Source organism: Streptosporangium sp. NPDC003464 (genome assembly GCF_053588315.1).
On the sequence record NZ_JBSFPS010000011.1, the window covers coordinates 46956 to 62393 of the forward strand.

The following is a 15438-nucleotide window of genomic DNA, read 5'->3' on the forward strand; positions in this document are numbered from 1 at the left end:
GATCGGACCAAGCGTCGGACCGAGGGACGAGGCGGGCGCTGCGGATTCCCCTCACCGGCACTTGCATGGCTAACAGTGTTAGCCTAAAGTCATGGCTAACAAAGTTAGCCATGGAGGAACAAGTGCTCAAGAAGATCGTGCTCATCGCCGTCGCCCTGCTCGTCGCCGTCCCCGCGGGCCTGTACGCCTGGACGCTCGCGGCCCCCCACAAGATCCGCACCGAGATCGAGATCAACGCTTCACCGGAGCGGGTGTGGCAGGTGCTGACCGACTTCGGCTCCTATCCGCAGTGGAACCCGTTCATCGTGAGCGCGGAGGGACAGGCACGTGTCGGCGCGGTGCTCACCAACCAGCTCTCCGACCAGGGCGAGATCACCACTTTCAGCCCCACGGTCCTGGCCGCCACCCCCGGGCGGGAGCTGCGCTGGATCGGCCGGTTCGGGGTGCCGGGGATCGTGGACGGCGAGCACTACTTCCGCATCGAGGACCTCGGCGCCGGACGCAGCCGGCTGACGCAGGGCGAGACGTTCACCGGCGCGCTCGTGCCGCTGGCCGGCGGCGCCCTGGAGGTGGCCGACAACTTCGCGGCGATGAACACGGCGCTGAAGGCCCGCGCTGAGAAGATGCCCTGATGAGCACCCAGCCGGAACTGACCCCCCTCACCCCCCGGGCGGCGGAGATCGTCACGGTCGCCCGAGAGCTGCTGGAGGAGGAGGGACGCGACGCCCTCACCATGCGCGCCCTGGCCGACCGGCTCGGTATCCGGGCCCCGTCGCTCTACAAGCATCTGCCCGACAAGGCCGCCGTCGAGGCCGCGCTCATGGAGCGAGGGTTCGCCGAGATAGGGACGGCCCTCTACGCGGCGCTCCAGGCGGCCCTCGGCTCGGCGCCCCGGGGGGAGCCGGTCGACGCGGTGCTCCGCGCCTACCGGCGCACCGCCCTGGCCCATCCCAACCTCTACCGCCTGGCGACCTCGGGACCGCTCCCCCGGCAGCGGCTCGCCCCCGGCCTGGAGGAGTGGGCGGGCACCCCCTTCTTCCTGGCCGCCGGCGAGCCGTACCTGGCCCAGGCGCTGTGGTCCTTCGCCCACGGGATGGTGATCCTGGAGCTCGACGGCCGCTACCCCGACGGCTCCGACCTCGACCGGACCTGGGCGGAAGGGGCCCACGCCTTCACCTCGCGTCCGGCCCGATGAGCTCCGCCGGCGCGTCCTGCCACCGGATCATGCGGGGCCGTGGGACACTCCCTCCGGGACCGGAGTCACGTTCTGGCAGGCCAGGACGTATGCCACTGCTGATCCAGCGAGAAACGGGCATCGGGACCGGTCCCGTGGAACCTATGGTCTCCGGGGGGAACCGAGGATGTCTCGCGTCCGTATCACCATGGACAACGCCGCCCTGCGCGAGGTGGCCGCGCACACCGCCGCGGGCAGGGAGCCGCGTCTCGACGCCCGGACCACCCAGGTGGTGGTGCGGATCGGCGCCGGGCACGGCGGCAGGCCGGTCGAGGAGGTGGAGGAGGCCCTGCGGACGGCCCTGCTGCAGCTCCCCGGGGTCCAGCAGTTCGACGGAGCGCAGATCGGCAGGTGGGCCAGGCGCATCAGCCTGCGGCAGGATCCGCTGGCCGAGCCGTAGCCGGACCTCAGGCGCGCAGGACGGTGAGCCGGACGGTGGATCCGGCCGGACCGTGCAGGATCTCCACCTTGTCGCACAGCTGGCGCATCAGCCAGAGCCCGTAGCCGCGACGGGACCCGACCGGGGGCGCGGTCGTGCCGGCCTCGGCGTCGGTGAGCAGCCCCGCCCGGTCACTGATCTCCGCCACGATCCGGTCGGCGGCGCGCAGCAGGGTGACGGTGCCCGCGGTGCCGGCGTGGTCGAGCACGTTGTTGGCGGCCTCGCTGATGGCGAGGATGAAGTTCATCTCCCGCAGCTCGTCGAACGCCTCCGGCTCCAGGAACCGGCGGGCCAGCCGCCGGAGCCCGGCGAGATCGCCGACGATCGGGAAGGACACCTTCCGGACCCCGTCCACGGCCGCCCGCGCGGCATCCGGTGCGACCTGCGTGCCGTCCAGGGTCATGTGCACGCCGTCCGAGGCCGCCCGCGCGCCGTCCAGGGTCACCTGCGCGCCCTCCGCGGCGGCTCGGGGGCCCTCCTCCGCCGCCTGCGTGCCCTCCGGGGCCGCCCGTACGCCCTCCTGGGCCGCCTCAGCCACGAGATTCTTCGACAATCCGGACGACCTGGTCGAGGGCGGAGATCCGGAAGAGCGCCCGCAGGTGCTCGCTGACGTCGGCGAGGACCAGCTCGGTGCCCCGCCCCGCCGCTTCGGCGTGGGCGTCGAGCAGGGCGACGATCCCCGACGAGTCGCAGAACTGCACGTGTGTCATCTGGATCACCAGTCTGCCGGGCGGGTGGGCGAGACATTCCCCCACCGCGGTGGACAGCGCCTCCGCCGCGTCGCGATCGAGGTCGCCGACCGGGATGAGCAAGAACGAGCCGTCGGTATCCGCCCGCTTCTCCAGCCGAATGGCCATGTCCTCACCACAGGGTCAGTTGTGCACCAGGTATCGTCAGATTACCTGAAAAGCCAGGAGTGAGATGCGGCAGGAACCCCCCTTCGGTGGCGGAGAGATGGGCGAGCGGATCCGAGGGCACGACTGGGGGGCGACTCCCCTGGGGCCGATGGATCAGTGGCCGGCCCCCCTCAGAGGCGCCGTCGACATCGCACTCTCCTCCGGTATGCAGATCGTCCTGTTCTGGGGGCCGGAATACATCGCCCTCTACAACGACCCCTACATCCCCACCATCGGCGCCAAGCACCCGGCGGCCCTTGGCCGACCGGCCGTGGAGAACTGGGCGGAGACCTGGGACGTCCTGCGCCCGCTGCTCGACCGGGTGCGCGAGACGGGCGAACCCTTCTGGGCCCCGGACCACCCCTTCCGGCTGATCCGGCACGGCTTTCTCGAACAGACCTACTTCGACGTCTCCTACGGCCCGATACGGCTGGCCGACGGGTCCTCCGGCGGGGTGCTGTGCCTGGTCAGCGAGACGACCGGCCGGGTGCTGGGCGAGCGCAGGCTGCGCACGCTGAGCCAGGTCGGCGCGGCGACGAGCGGGATGGGCACGCGGCAGGAGGTGGCGCAGGCCGTCGTCTCCGCCCTCGCCGAGGCACGCGACGACGTGCCGTCGGCCCTGCTGTATCTCCCCGGCGACGACGGGGACCTGCGGCTCGCCGGGCCACACGGCGCGGCTCCGGCACGGATCGCCGCCGACGACGACCTGCTGCGCTCCGTGGCCGGCGGGGACGCCGTCACGGAGCTGCCCGGCGGGCGTTTCGGCTCCTGCGGCCCGGTGGTCGCGCTGCCCCTCACCTCGGGAGCCGACCTGCTGGGCGTGCTCGTGTGCGGGGTCAACCCGATGTTGCAACTGCGCGGGCCGTACCAGGAGTTCTTCGAGGTGCTCGCGGCGAGTGTGTCGCGGGCGCTGTCCGCCGCCGAGGCCCACGAGCGGGAGCGCGACCAGACGCGGGCGCTCACGGAGCTCGACAACGCCAAGTCCGCGTTCTTCGCCAACATCAGCCACGAGCTGCGCACCCCGCTGACCCTGATCCTCGGCCCCCTGCAGGAGCTGCTCGACGGCCCCTCCCTCGGCTCCGAGCAGCGGGTCGCCCTCCACGCGGCCCACCGCAACGCGATGCGGCTGCTCACGCTGGTCAACGACGTGCTCGACTTCACCAGCGTCGACTCCGGCTGGACCCGCGCCCGCTACCAGCCGACCGACCTGGCCGCGCAGACCGCCGAGCTGGCCGGGGTGTTCCGCTCGTCGATGGAGAGCGTCGGGCTGACCCTCCGCGTGGAGGGCGACCCGCCGCCGGAGCCGGTCCACCTCGACCGGCGCATGTGGGAGCGGATCGTCTTCAACCTGCTCTCCAACGCGTTGAAGCACACCTTCACCGGCGGCGTCACCGTCGCTGTCCGGGACGGCGAGGGCCATGCCGTGGTCACGGTCTCCGACACCGGCGTCGGCATACCCGGCCACGAGATGGTCAGCCTCTTCGAACGCTTCCACCGGGTCAGCGGGTCGCCGTCGCGCAGCCACGAGGGGACGGGCATCGGCCTGGCCCTCGTGCGCGAGCTGGTCACCCTCCACGGCGGCCGGATCGGGGCCGACAGCCGTGTCGGCGAGGGAACGACCTTCACGATCACCCTGCCGTACGGCTCGGCGCACCTGCCCCAGGACCAGCTCGTCGAGGCGAGCGCACCGTACGGACCGGCACCGGGCGAGACACCGTGGCTGCCGATCCCGGACGAGCCGCCGGTCCGTGGCCCGGCGGCCGGGACCGCGGCCCGGGGCACCGCGGGCGAGGCCGCAGCTCGGGGCACGGCGGGCCAGGGCGCGACGGGCTCCGGCGAGGCCACGGCCCGGGGTACGGCGGGCCAGGGCGCGACGGGCCAGGCCGCAGCTCGGGGCACGGCGGGCGAGACCGCGGACCCCGTCCCGGCGGCCGGGGCCGTGCCGGAGCCCGCCGCGGACCATCCCGCTCTGGAGCGGATCCTCGTCGCCGACGACAACGCCGACCTGCGCGACTATCTCGTCCGCCTGCTCAGCCCGCACTGGGTGGTGACGGCGGTCGCCGACGGCGCCGCCGCGCTGAACGCCGCCCGGGAGCAGCCTCCCGACCTGGTCATCGCCGATGTGATGATGCCCGGCATGGACGGGCTGGAGCTGGTGCGCAGGCTACGCGGCGACCCCGACACCCGGAGTGTGTCGATCATGCTGCTGTCGGCGCGGGCCGGCAAGGAGGAGTCCCTGACGGGGCTCACCGCGGGGGCCGACGAATACCTGGTGAAGCCGTTCTCCGCCCGGGAGCTGCTCACCCGGGTGCGCGGCGTGCTGCGGCTGGCCGCCATCCGGTCGCGGCACAACCGCCAGCTGCGCGAGCTGACCGAGGCCGCGCTCGCGATCAACGAGGCGCCGTCGGCGCGCGAGGTGCTGGCGCTCACCGAGAGATACGGCCGGCTGCTGGCCGACTCCCCGGCCGCGGAGGTGGCGCTCACCTCCGGCGGCGACCTCCGGATCGAGCCGCCGAGCGGCACCGCCTCCGGCGACGGCGCCGACGACACGGTGCTCCGGCAGCTCGCCCAGCTCACCGTCGCGCGTCTGGAGAACCTGGAGCAGCTTGAGCTGGAGCACCGGATCGCGACCACGCTGCAGCTCGCCCTGCTGCCCGAGGTCCCCGACATCACCGGCGTGGAGATCGTCGGCCGCTACCTGCCGGGCAACGACGAGGCCGGCGTCGGCGGCGACTGGTACGACGTCATCCGCGTCTCCGACGACGAGGTGGTGCTGGTGATCGGCGACATCGTCGGCAAGGGGGTGAAGGCCGCCGCCACCATGGGCCGGATGCGCAACGCGCTGCGGGCCTACGCCCTGGAGGATCCCGACCCCGGCCGGACCCTCAGCCGGCTCAACCGGATGACGGCCGGCCGCCACGACCGCATGCACGGAACCGTCCTGTGCGTACGGCTGTCGCTGCCGACCGGGCGCCTGCACTACTCCAGCGCGGGCCACCCACCCGTCCTGGTCTGCCGGGCGGACGGGGAGGCCGGCTATCTCGACGGCGCGACGGCCCCGCTGATCGGGGCCGTGCCGTCCGTGGTCTTCTCCACGGCCGAGGCCCGCCTGGACCGGGGCGACCGGCTGCTCCTCTACACCGACGGCATCGTCGAGAAGCGGTCGGCGGACATCTTCGCCGGCATGGCCAGGCTCCGCTCCGAGATGGCGAGGGCGGCCGGTCTCGGCCTCGACGCCCAGTTGGAGTCGCTGCTCAACCTGATCGACCGCGAGGACAACCGCGACGACGTGGCCCTGCTCGGCTTCGCCCTCGCCTGAGCGTTGCCGGGTCCGGTCCCGCGGCACGGTCCGGATCGGTCCCGCGGCACGGTCCGGATCAGTCCTGCGACATGATCCAGGTCAGTCCCGCGACACGATCCGGACGAACTCCTCGAAGGAGAGGCGCCCGTCGCCGTCGGCGTCGGCGTCACGGTTCAGCGACCCGATGGCCTCGGCGGGCAGGTCGGGGAAGTGCTCGCCGAACTCCTTCTCCGTGATGAAGCCGTCGCCGTCGCCGTCGATGGCGGCGAACGCCTGCCTCAGCTCCGTCAACCGCTCACCGGTGGGCTCTGCCGACATGCTGCTCCGCCTTCCTCGACGACCTGTGAACGCCCCGCGTCCGATCAGCCGACAACTTACGGGAGCCCCCGCCCACCCGGCCACTCCGGCCCCCGCCGGGCCCACCGGCCCCTTCCCGCCGACCCCTTCCGCAGGGCCTTACGCAGGGCCTTCCCGCGGCGGGCGGGCGCTCCGCCGCGCCGGAGCACCTACCCCGCGAGCCTAGACTTCCCACCATGATTCGTCCCGCGACACCGGATGACGTTCCGGCGATCATCGACATGATCCGTGAGCTGGCGGAGTACGAGCGGGCGCTCGACGAGGTCGAGACCACCGCGGAGCAGCTCCACGACGCGCTCTTCGGCCCCGCCCCCGCCGCGTTCTGCCACATCGCCACCGACGGAGAGCAGGCGGCGGGGTTCGCGCTCTGGTTCGTCACCTACTCCACCTGGCTGGGCAAGCACGGGATATACCTCGAAGACCTCTACGTCCGCCCCTCTCACCGGGGTCACGGGTACGGCAAGCAGCTGCTGGCCGAGCTCGCCCGCATCTGCGTGGAGCGCGGTTACGGCCGGTTCGAGTGGTCGGTTCTCGACTGGAACACCCCGAGCATCGCCTTCTACCGGGCACTGGGCGCGGAGCCGCTCGACGAATGGGACAAATACCGGCTCACGGGAGCGGCGCTCGAAAAACTCGCCGCGACGGAGAGACTGGGATAAGCCGGATGCGGGCGCGGGTCCGCACCGCCCACGGAGACGTCAAGGAGGCCAGCTCGACACCGGTCGGGCCGGCCTTTTCCGTTGTCGGGACATGTCCACTCCGTTGTCGGGACATGCCCGCCCGGTCCGCGGCGCGCGGCCGCCGCCGGCCGTGAATCTTTCATCCGCCCGCCCTCCCCCGTGCCCTTCCGAACTGCGCGGACGCCCTCCGCCGGGCCGGGGGGAGAGCGGGCCGTTTACACCTCGGGAACGGCGACCTAGAGTCCGTTTCGCGTGAGCGCCTCACCGCCATTGATCAGCAATCCGTCCTCCTCCGAAAGGGAGGGTAGTTCTGTGAGTAAATGGCGAAGTATCGCTGTCGCCAGTGCGGTCGCGTTCATGTCCGCGCTGCTCGCCGTCGTTCTCGTGCCCGTTCCGGCCTCGGCGCACGGAGCCATGATGGTGCCGGGCAGCCGCACCTACCTCTGCTGGCAGGACGGCCTGTCGACGACGGGTCAGATCATCCCCATCAACCCCGCCTGCGAGGCGGCGGTGGCCCAGAGCGGGGCCAACTCCCTCTACAACTGGTTCAGCCTGCTCCGCTCCGACGGTGCGGGGCGGACCCGGGGATTCATCCCCGACGGCCAGGTGTGCAGCGGCGGCAATCCCGGCTACAGCGGGTTCGACCTGCCGAACGCCGACTGGCCGGTGACCCACCTGACCTCCGGGGCCGGGATCCAGTTCAAATACAACAAGTGGGCCGCCCACCCCGGCTGGTTCTACCTGTACGTCACCAAGGACGGCTGGAACCCCAACCGGGCGCTCACCTGGGACGACCTTGAGTCCCAGCCCTTCCACACCGCCGACCACCCGCAGAGCGTCGGCTCCCCGGGCACCAACGACGCCCACTACTACTGGAACGCCACGCTGCCCTCGGGCAAGTCCGGCCGCCACATCATCTACTCGGTCTGGAAGCGCTCCGACTCCAACGAGACGTTCTACAACTGCTCCGACGTCGTCTTCGACGGCGGCAACGGAGAGGTGACCGGCGTCGGCCGGCCGGGGCCCACCCCCAATCCGACGCCCACCCCCACGCCCACGCCGACGCCGACCGTCACGGGAGGGCCGGGCAGCGGGTGCGCCGCCACCTACCGGACCGTCAACTCCTGGTCGGGCGGGTTCCAGGCCGAGGTGACCGTGACCAACCGTGGCTCCTCCGCCCTCAACGGCTGGACGGTGAACTGGACGCTCGGCAGCGGCAGCGCCGTCAACAGCCTGTGGAACGCCACCTACACCACGTCCGGGTCCGCCGTCACCGCCAAGAACGCCGACTGGAACCGGACCCTGGCGCCCAACGGCTCGACCACGTTCGGGTTCACCGGCGTCGGGACCAGCGGCTCGCCCGCCCTCACCTGCACCAGCCCCTAGGAACGCGGGGTCTCGGCCGGTCGCCGCCGGGCACCGGCCGAGGCCGCCGCCGGCCGCTCCGAGCCGCCGGCCTCGCTGAAAGGAACCCCGTGACGTCCGGGAACAGGATCGCGTCACTGCTGGGACTGGCGTCGACGGGGGCCGTGGCGGCCCTGGTCGCGGCCGCCTGCGTCGGCGGGACGCCGGCGGCCCGGCACACCGCCGCCCATCCGGCGGCTACCGCTGCCGGCTGCTCGGCCACGGTCACCCTCGTCGAGTCATGGCCGGGCGGCTACCGGGGCGCGGCGACGATCAGCAACGCCGGCGGCCGGCCGATGAAGGACTGGTACATCCAGTGGGTCATGCCCCGGGGCGCGACGCTCACCCAGGCGTGGAACGGGACCCACATGCAGAGCGGCCCCGTCGCGATGATCCACGCGCCGGCCGGGAAGCCCGCGCTGCCGCCGGGGGCCACGGTCTCCGGCATCGGCTTCGTGGGCGCCGCCGTCTCGCCCCCGGTCTTCACCGAGATCACCTGCGGCTGAGGGCGTCGGCGGGCCTCCTCGCCGACCGCCCCACCGGCCGTGCCGGCGTGTGGGCAGGACGCAGGGAGCCCGCCGTCTCGCGGGACGGCGGGCTCCCGGTGTCGGATGGGGCCGCGCCGGCGGGCGCGGGCCGGCGGGCGCACGTGTCAGCGCTTCCCGTACCGCTGGTTGAAGCGCTCCACCCGGCCGGCGGTGTCGAGCACCCGGCCGCGTCCGGTGTAGAAGGGGTGGCTGGCGGAGGAGACGTCGACGTCGACCAGCGGGTAGACGTTGCCGTCCTCCCATTCGACGGTCTTGTCGCTGGTCATGGTCGAGCGGGTGAGGAAGGCGGTGCCCGCGCTCGGGTCGCGGAAGACGACCGGGCGGTAGTCGGGGTGGATGCCCTGCTTCATGGTCATCGGTCCTCTCGGAACGTCACGTGCTTGCGGATGATCGGGTCGTACTTGGCGAGCGTGAGGCGGTCGGGGTCGTTCCGCCGGTTCTTGCGGGTCACGTAGGTGTAGCCGGTGCCCGCGGACGACCGCAGTCTGGTCACGGGGCGCAGCTCGTTCCTGGCCAAGCTCGGCTCCTCTCTGTTCGACACGCTGTGCAGCGATGCCGATAACCGTTTTCATCACCGCGGTATTCCCTCGGGCGGACACCGCCGGATTCCGCGGAGAACACCGCCGTGGCCGCCCTCCCGGGGACCCGGCTCCTTACGGCTCCGGGAGGGCGGCCACGGTGCTCGGGGGAGCCCGCGGGCCGGCCTCGCCCGCCCGCGTCGGCCGGGATAACGCCCGCGTCGGCCGGGATGAATGGTTCGAAGCACCGGACGGCGGCCTGGCAGGAGTCTTTCTTGGCTGTATTGACCGGTTATCGAATGGAGCGATTCCTGCTGACTGGGAAACTCCTGCGGTTACGGCCGATGGAACCGTCCGAAACGGAATCCCTGTGGCACTGGAACAGCGGTCCCGACGTAATGCGCTGGATCAGCGACGGCTGTCCGGATCCGCCGGCCCAGATCACCGGGCGCCGCGAGGCACACGCGGCCGACTCCTACGACAGCGTTCTCCTTGGGATCGAGACCCTGGAGGAGGGGCGGCTCATCGGGCACGGCCTGGCAGGTGGGCACGGCCCGGCGGGCGCCGCTCAGCAGACGGGCGGGACCCCGCCCACCCGGTGCAGGGCGTCGAGATAGCCCCCGCCGGCGTCGACCCTGGTGGTGTCGGCGAGCCTGTGCCGGACGCACGTGCTCTCCCACACGGCCCTGGAGCTGATCTCCTGGAGGCGGAGCCGTCCCTTGCGGGTGATCCCCCTCGCGTGGCCGACGTACATGACGTCCGGATCGACCCTCTCGATGTGGAGGCCGAGCAGCGGGAAACCGGCGCCGAGCGTCTCGATCAGGCCCGCGGTCGAGTCGAGGTCGACCCCGGGCAGGGGGCGGGCCCGCTCGCCGGCCGATCGCAGGGCCCGGTGCGTGAAGTCCGAGCCCGCCCAGCCCGCCCCGGAGGCGGACTCCACGTCGCGCAGCCGTACGGCCGCGTAGCCGTCGAGCCGGAGCTCGCAGGAGATCTCCTGGAGGAGCACCCACGTGCGCCCGACGCCGATGACATAGCCGCTCAGCCGGTCGGCTCCCTTGATGGCGCGGCGCACCCTGACGGGGCGTCCCGCCCCCAGCGCCCTCCGCAGATCCTTCCTGATGCCCATGAAGAAGGATTGTCCCGGTCCATGACCGCTTTTCTCACCTGAATTTCGCGTGCCGAAAACACGTTGCGCCGCCGGAGGCGGACCGGCCATTCTCAACTCATCGGACCATGTTCGGAGAACGCACATGAACGAGCGGATGAGCATGCGGGAAAAAACTCGCACGTGACGATTGGCGACGTCACGCGCGGGCCGCCCGGGAAATCTCCCGGAGCGGCCGTCCGCATTCTCGGCGGGTGAGGGCGCTGGTGTGCCCGGCGGTTTCATAAGCCGCAATGGGCGGGTTCGATCCCCGCACCCGCCACCCCGGCCGCCCGGCTCCCTGTCCGGCCCCGTGCCCGGTCACGGCGGTGGCCGGGCCACCGGCGCGGCATCGGATGCCGCGGGCGACCCGGCCACCGGGGACCACACTCCGGTGGACTACCTCAGGCCGGCGTCGACGGCGCTGGTCAGGGAGCCGGGGTCACCGGACATCTCCCAGATCATCACGCCGAGCAGGCCCTTGCTCCGCAGCCACGCGGTCTTCTTGCCGATCGACCACGCGTCGTCGAAGGTCCACCACTGGCCTCCGTTGCCGGTGTAGCAGTAGGTCGCGACCGCCTGCTCGTCATGCTTGACGGTGCATCCCGGCACGCTGGCCATCAGGTTGGCGTATCCGCGGGTGCCCGCCTCGTCGGTGAACTGGCCGGGCGCCGCGCCGGTGGCCGACTGCCACTCGCCGGACTTGCCGCCGTCGGCGACGCCCTGCCAGCCGCGCCCGTAGTAGGCGAGGCCAACGGTGATCTTGCGTGGGTTCACCCCGGCCTGCAGATAGACGTCGACCGCGTTCTCGACGCTGAAGTGGAAGGAGTACGGGTCGTCGGTGTCGGCGTACAGGTTGCCCTGGTGCCCGGTCCGGTTCGGCTCCCAGGAGTTGTCGCTGCCCGAGCCGTGGAAGTCGTAGCCCTGGACGTTGAAGATGTCCAGGGACTTGGCGACCTCCGGCAGGTCCCAGCCGGCGGCGATCTTCGCCGGGTCGGCCGGGGTGAACGCGGTGAGCTGGTAGCGCTTGCCGGTCTCCTGGGTCAGCGCGTCGAGCTGCCTGCGGAACTCGGCGATCAGCAGCGTGTTGTTCGCCTTGTCGTTGGCGCCGATGTGGTTGCCGGCGTGTCCCTCGGCGCCGGGCCACTCCCAGTCGAGGTCGATGCCGTCGAAGATCCCGGCGGCGCTGCCCGGCCCGCCCGCAGCATTGTAGACCGGCAGGTTGCCCTTGATGTACATGTCGATGCAGGAACTCACGAACTTCTTCCGGGAGGCGTCGGTGGCCGCCACGTCGGAGAAATACTTCGAGTAGGTCCAGCCGCCGAGCGAGATCAGCACCTTCAGGTTCGGATACTTCGCCTTGAGCTTGCGGAGCTGGTTGTAGTTGCCGCGCAGCTTCTCCCAGCCGGTGTCGGCGACGCCGTCCACCGACTGCCCCGCGCTCATCGGCCTGCCGTAGTCGGCGTCCGCGTCGCCCGCCCCGTCACCCTGGTTCGGGTCCTGGGGGTTGGCCGTGGTGCCCTTGGTGACACCGTGCAGGCAGGTCAGGTTCACCGGGTCGATGTTGCCGAAGGCGTAGTTGAGGTGGGTCAGCTTCGCCGCGACACCGGTCGTGTCGAGGTTGCGCACGAAGTACTGGCGGCCGTAGATGCCCCACTGCACGAAGTAGCCGACCCGGGCGTAGCCGCTGCCGACGATGTCGTCGGTGCTCACCTTCAACGCGTTGCTCGCGGCCGAGAGGTTGTCGTACAGGTCGCGGGCCTTGACGGTGAAGGTGTACTCGGTGGACGGCGACAGCCCGCTCACCGTGGCGGAGGTGTCGGTGACCGCCGCCACCAGGTTCGCGCCGGCGTAGACCTCGTAGCCGGCGATGCCCTTGTTGTCGGTCGAGGCCCCCCACGCGAGGGAGACGCTGGAGGAGGTCTTTCCGGTGCTGCGCAGGTTGGCGGGCGCGGTGGGCGGCTGGGTGTCGTCGCCGGCGTTGTTGGTCGTCACCTTCAGCGCCGCGCTGGCCGGGGAGAGGGTCCCCTTCCTGTCCTTGGTCTTGACGGTGAAGGTGTATTCGGTGTTCGGGGTCAGGCCGGTGAGGGTCGCGGCCGTCCCGGTGACCGTCGTGGCCAGGGTGGCGCCGTTGTAGACCTGGTAGCCGACGATCGGGAGGCTCCCCGGGGTCGCCGCGTCCCACGCCAGCGACACGGTCTTGGTGGTCTTGACCGGCGAGCGCAGGTTCCCCGGCGCGGCCGGCGCCGTATCGGCCGAGCCGTCACATCTGACGTCGTTGACCCGGCAGTTCTCCGGCTCGGCGGAGGCGCTGAGCCGGAAGGAGGGGCTGTAGGGCTCGGTGGACCCGCGCGCGGCCACCGTCGTGTTGTAGTGGGCCGGGCTCAGCGTGACCTGGCGCCCGCTCTGGCTCAGCGAGGCGTTCTCCGCGCCGCTCGCGGTGACCCCGGCCGGCAGGTCGAACGTGATCGACCAGCCGTTGAGCGCGGTGTCGGTGTTGTTGCTGACCACGAACTTGCCCTGCGTCCCGCTGCCCGAGTAGGCGGCGGTGAGGGGCGCGTCCGGCGGCGGCGGGTCGCCGCTGCCGTCGCAGTTGGCGTTGTTGATCGTGCAGCTCGTCGGCTGGACCGCCGAGCTGAGGGTGAACGTGGGACTGTACGGCTCGGTGTTCCCGTTCGCCCGCACGGTGTTGATGTAGAAGGCCGGGGTCAGCTTGACCCGCGTCCCGCTCTGGGTGGTGGTGGCGTTCTGGGCACCGCTGACGGTGACCCCGGCCGGCAGATCGAACGTGATCGACCATCCGGTCACCGGCGTGGTGCCGGGATTGCTCACCACGAACTTGCCCTGATTGCCGGTCAGGGTGAAGGCGGCCGTCAGTCGGGTGGCGGCGTTGGCGGGAGCGCTGATGGCGGCGAGGGCGGTCGCCAGGACGAGAGCCAGCAGCACAGCGGCGGTTCGGCGCATGCGGGAACTCTTTCTTAAAGGAAAGTTTCCTAACAATTACGCGGATCGTAAACCTGCCCTCCCGTGTCGGCAAGGCCCAAAACGGCGCACTTCCCGCTCCCGTACGGCCGGCACGGGCGACCTCCGCAACACCGCCCGGAGCGGGAAATGACGTCACACGGGTTGCCATGACGTCAAAATGACGTCATAGTGATGCGTATGGACGTCACGCCCTTCGTCGAGAACCTCCGCCGCGCACTGGCCGCGTCGGCGGCGGTCGCCGACCCCGAGACCCGGGCCGCCGTGGAGAACCTCACGACGGCACTCGACTCCGCCGTCAGGCTCACACTCATCGACGCGCTCTCCGCCGCGGCCGACGAGGTCACCCGAGAGCTCGCGCCGGGCTCCGTCGAGGTGCGGATCCGCAACCGCGAGCCCGAGTTCGTGGTGACGCCGCCCCCGGCGGCCGATGTCTTCACCTCGCCGTTCCCGCCCATGCCGCCCGGCCCGCCATCCCCGCCCGCTCCCCCGGAGCCGCCCCTGCCGCCCGGTGAGGCGGGCACCGCGCGCGTCACGCTGCGGCTGCCCGAGTCGCTCAAGGGCCGGATCGAGGAGGCCGCGGGGCAGGAGGGCGTCTCCGTCAACGCCTGGCTCGTCAGGGCCGTGTCGGCCGCCCTGTCCGAGACCCCCCGCACGCCCCGCCCGCCCTCCACCGGAAAGCGCATCAGCGGCTGGGTCCACTGACCCGGCCACCCCTCACACCCCCACAGAACCTCACGCACCCCGCAAGGGAGATCTCGCCATGCCCGCATTCCAGACCCCCGCCCCCATCACGCTCCGGGTGGACTTCGCCTCGGGCGACCTGGACATCACGGCCGCGCCCCGCACCGACACCGTGGTCGAAGTACGGCCGGCCGACCCGTCCAGGTCCATCGACGTGGAGTACGCCGAGGAGACCCGTGTCGAACACGCCGGCGGCACGGTCTCCGTCGAGGCTCCCAGGCGGTTCCTGTCGCTGGGCCGTACCCCCAGGCTGAAGGTCGTCGTCGGCCTGCCGGAGGGCTCACGGGTCGACTTCACCACCGCCTCGGCCGGCGCCCGGATGACCGGACCCCTGGGCGAGGTCTCGGCCGACACCGCCTCCGGCGACGTGCGGATCGACCACTGCGCCGGTCTTGCCGCCAAGACGGCGAGCGGTGACGTCATCTGTGACGTCACCGCGGGCGGCGCGCAGGTGAGGACCGCGTCCGGAGACGTCGGCCTGCGGGAGGTGCACGACGGGGCATCGGTCACCACCTCCTCCGGCAAGGCCGACCTCGGCGTGATCAGCGGCGCCGCCACCGTCAAGACGGCCTCCGGAGCCGTCCGGATCCGGCAGGCCGGTGACTCCCTCCAGGTGAAGAGCGCCTCGGCCGACGTCACCGTCGACTCGGTCGCCCACGGGGGCGTCTGGGTCAACACCGCGTCGGGCGACGTCGTGATCGGCATCCCCACCGGGACCAGCGCGTGGCTCGACGTCTCCTCGATCTCCGGCAGGGTCGGCTCCTCCCTCGAACAGTCCGACCAGCCCACCGACGACGGGGCGAAGGCCGAGATCCACGTCAAGACCGTGTCCGGCGACATCGCCATCACCCGCGCCCGCCCGTGAGAAATCCACTGTCCGTGAGACGCCCGTAAGGAGATCCATGATGAACGACATACAGGTCTGCACCCTCATCCACACGCGGCACGCCGAGATGCTCGCCGAGGCGGAGGCCCTGCGCCGCGTGCCGAAACACCCCGGCCCCTCGCGCCGATGGGCCGCCCAGGTCCTCCACGGGCTCGCCGACCGGATCAGCCCGGCACCGACCCGCGGATACGACCACCGCCCCGCCCCCCACAGGCCGACGGCCGCCTGAGCGTCCCCCGCACCCGGCCGTCACCTGCCCCTCTCCCGAGAGCTCGCGGCCCGCACCCGGCCGCCGTCGTCCTGTT

Annotated in this window: 17 protein-coding genes and 1 tRNA gene; 11 read left to right on the plus strand and 7 right to left on the minus strand. The window is 71.6% G+C overall.

Translation table 11 applies throughout. The annotated features are described in order from the left end of the window. The first annotated feature begins 110 nt into the window (after positions 1-110). From ACWDS7_RS04515 to ACWDS7_RS04525, 3 genes are all read left to right on the plus strand, one after another. Positions 111-632: an SRPBCC family protein gene (locus ACWDS7_RS04515; RefSeq protein WP_451928096.1), complete on the plus strand. Its 522-nt coding sequence runs from the start codon at positions 111-113 to the stop codon at positions 630-632. Further along, positions 632-1195, plus strand: coding sequence for a TetR/AcrR family transcriptional regulator (locus ACWDS7_RS04520; protein ID WP_306865877.1), 564 nt, complete (start codon positions 632-634; stop codon positions 1193-1195). Before ACWDS7_RS04515 ends, ACWDS7_RS04520 begins: the two co-directional genes overlap by 1 nt. 166 nt (positions 1196-1361) lie before the next feature. Further along, entirely contained in the window at positions 1362-1634 is a 273-nt protein-coding gene (locus ACWDS7_RS04525; RefSeq protein ID WP_451928097.1) for a hypothetical protein, read from the plus strand. Positions 1635-1641: 7 nt separating this feature from the next. On the opposite strand, the gene ACWDS7_RS04530 is transcribed toward ACWDS7_RS04525, so the two are convergent. After that, a complete protein-coding gene (locus tag ACWDS7_RS04530) occupies positions 1642-2211 on the minus strand; it encodes an ATP-binding protein (protein ID WP_451928098.1) in 570 nt (189 codons plus the stop codon). Then, positions 2204-2530 carry an STAS domain-containing protein gene (locus ACWDS7_RS04535; protein ID WP_306865872.1) on the minus strand — a complete coding sequence of 109 codons (327 nt, stop codon included), beginning with the start codon at positions 2528-2530 and terminating at the stop codon, positions 2204-2206. The genes ACWDS7_RS04530 and ACWDS7_RS04535 overlap by 8 nt, the downstream gene beginning before the upstream one ends. A gap of 148 nt (positions 2531-2678) precedes the next feature. On the opposite strand from ACWDS7_RS04535, the gene ACWDS7_RS04540 reads away from it, so the two are divergent. Beyond that, positions 2679-5888 carry a SpoIIE family protein phosphatase gene (locus tag ACWDS7_RS04540; protein ID WP_451928099.1) on the plus strand — a complete coding sequence of 1070 codons (3210 nt, stop codon included), beginning with the start codon at positions 2679-2681 and terminating at the stop codon, positions 5886-5888. Between the two features lie 81 nt (positions 5889-5969). Here the strand turns inward: ACWDS7_RS04540 and ACWDS7_RS04545 are convergent, their stop codons facing one another. Further along, complete coding sequence (locus ACWDS7_RS04545; RefSeq protein ID WP_451928100.1) at positions 5970-6188, minus strand: EF-hand domain-containing protein; 219 nt, start codon at positions 6186-6188, stop codon at positions 5970-5972. A 215-nt stretch (positions 6189-6403) separates the two neighbouring features. On the opposite strand from ACWDS7_RS04545, the gene ACWDS7_RS04550 reads away from it, so the two are divergent. From ACWDS7_RS04550 to ACWDS7_RS04560, 3 genes are all read left to right on the plus strand, one after another. Further along, positions 6404-6886: an N-acetyltransferase family protein gene (locus ACWDS7_RS04550; protein WP_451928101.1), complete on the plus strand. Its 483-nt coding sequence runs from the start codon at positions 6404-6406 to the stop codon at positions 6884-6886. A gap of 378 nt (positions 6887-7264) precedes the next feature. Beyond that, on the plus strand, positions 7265-8293 hold the full coding sequence (locus ACWDS7_RS04555) for a lytic polysaccharide monooxygenase auxiliary activity family 9 protein (RefSeq protein ID WP_451928102.1): 1029 nt from the start codon (positions 7265-7267) through the stop codon (positions 8291-8293). An 89-nt stretch (positions 8294-8382) separates the two neighbouring features. Further along, positions 8383-8817, plus strand: a complete 435-nt coding sequence (locus ACWDS7_RS04560) for a cellulose binding domain-containing protein (protein ID WP_451928103.1) — start codon at positions 8383-8385, stop codon at positions 8815-8817. Positions 8818-8963: 146 nt separating this feature from the next. Here ACWDS7_RS04560 and ACWDS7_RS04565 read toward each other — a convergent pair whose 3' ends face one another. The 3 genes from ACWDS7_RS04565 to ACWDS7_RS04575 all read right to left on the minus strand — a co-directional run bounded on the left by ACWDS7_RS04565 (position 8964) and on the right by ACWDS7_RS04575 (position 10503). Beyond that, the gene (locus ACWDS7_RS04565; RefSeq protein WP_306875571.1) at positions 8964-9209 is read right to left on the minus strand and encodes a type B 50S ribosomal protein L31; all 246 of its coding nucleotides are present in this window, start codon (positions 9207-9209) and stop codon (positions 8964-8966) included. 2 nt (positions 9210-9211) lie between these two features. Beyond that, on the minus strand, positions 9212-9376 hold the full coding sequence (gene rpmG, locus ACWDS7_RS04570) for a 50S ribosomal protein L33 (protein WP_306865860.1): 165 nt from the start codon (positions 9374-9376) through the stop codon (positions 9212-9214). A 569-nt stretch (positions 9377-9945) separates the two neighbouring features. Then, positions 9946-10503, minus strand: a complete 558-nt coding sequence (locus tag ACWDS7_RS04575) for a hypothetical protein (protein ID WP_451928104.1) — start codon at positions 10501-10503, stop codon at positions 9946-9948. A 228-nt stretch (positions 10504-10731) separates the two neighbouring features. Here ACWDS7_RS04575 and ACWDS7_RS04580 point away from each other — a divergent pair. Beyond that, positions 10732-10804, plus strand: a tRNA-Met gene (locus ACWDS7_RS04580). Positions 10805-10920: 116 nt separating this feature from the next. Here ACWDS7_RS04580 and ACWDS7_RS04585 read toward each other — a convergent pair. Continuing rightward, positions 10921-13485 carry a glycosyl hydrolase family 18 protein gene (locus ACWDS7_RS04585; protein WP_451928105.1) on the minus strand — a complete coding sequence of 855 codons (2565 nt, stop codon included), beginning with the start codon at positions 13483-13485 and terminating at the stop codon, positions 10921-10923. Positions 13486-13683: 198 nt separating this feature from the next. On the opposite strand from ACWDS7_RS04585, the gene ACWDS7_RS04590 reads away from it, so the two are divergent. Genes ACWDS7_RS04590 through ACWDS7_RS04600 form a run of 3 tightly spaced genes read left to right on the plus strand, consistent with a single transcriptional unit; the run spans position 13684 to position 15362 of the window. After that, positions 13684-14208: a toxin-antitoxin system HicB family antitoxin gene (locus tag ACWDS7_RS04590; protein WP_306865855.1), complete on the plus strand. Its 525-nt coding sequence runs from the start codon at positions 13684-13686 to the stop codon at positions 14206-14208. A gap of 58 nt (positions 14209-14266) precedes the next feature. Next, positions 14267-15112 (plus strand): DUF4097 family beta strand repeat-containing protein, encoded by an 846-nt coding sequence (locus tag ACWDS7_RS04595; RefSeq protein WP_451928106.1) that lies wholly within the window; start codon positions 14267-14269, stop codon positions 15110-15112. Between the two features lie 37 nt (positions 15113-15149). Beyond that, positions 15150-15362 carry a hypothetical protein gene (locus tag ACWDS7_RS04600; RefSeq protein ID WP_451928107.1) on the plus strand — a complete coding sequence of 71 codons (213 nt, stop codon included), beginning with the start codon at positions 15150-15152 and terminating at the stop codon, positions 15360-15362. Positions 15363-15438: the final 76 nt, after the last annotated feature.